This is a genomic window from Ruegeria sp. N7 (genome assembly GCF_056531345.1).
Genome location: NZ_JBQFLR010000058.1, coordinates 1 through 541 on the forward strand (window position 1 = coordinate 1; position 541 = coordinate 541).

Sequence of the window (541 nt, forward strand, 5' to 3'; positions counted from 1 at the left end):
CCGGGCATGGTTCTGGGACTGTCGTATATCTTCTTCTTCAACAACCCGTCCAATCCGTTCAATGCGATCTACGGCACCATGGCGATCCTGGTGGTTTGCACGGTGACGCATTTCTATACCGTATCGCACCTGACGGCGGTCACCGCTCTCAAGCAGATGGATAAAGAGTTCGAGTCGGTGTCGGCCTCTCTCAAACAGCCAACAATGAAGCTGTTTGCCCGCGTGACGGTGCCGGTCTGCCTGCCTGCGGTGCTGGACATCTCGATCTATCTGTTCGTCAACGCGATGACGACCGTGTCGGCGGTTGTGTTCCTCTACTCACCCAAAACCACACTCGCGTCCATCGCGGTGCTGAACATGGATGATGCCGGGGATATCGCACCCGCAGCCGCAATGGGCATGATGATCTTCTACACCAACGCAGCCGCCCGGATCTTTCATCTGATGGCATCAAAAGGCATCCTGGCCCGCACACAGGCCTGGCGCAGCAGGTAATCCACACAAAAAACTCAATACCCCCGCAGATCACATATCTGCGGGG

The 541-nt window shown here is 56.4% G+C and carries 1 pseudogene; it reads left to right on the top strand.

Going from position 1 to position 541, the window contains the following annotated elements:
* A pseudogene (locus tag ACR0ES_RS20180) lies at positions 1–495 on the top strand (putative 2-aminoethylphosphonate ABC transporter permease subunit); the annotation flags it as partial.
* Between the last annotated feature and the right edge of the window lie 46 nt (positions 496–541).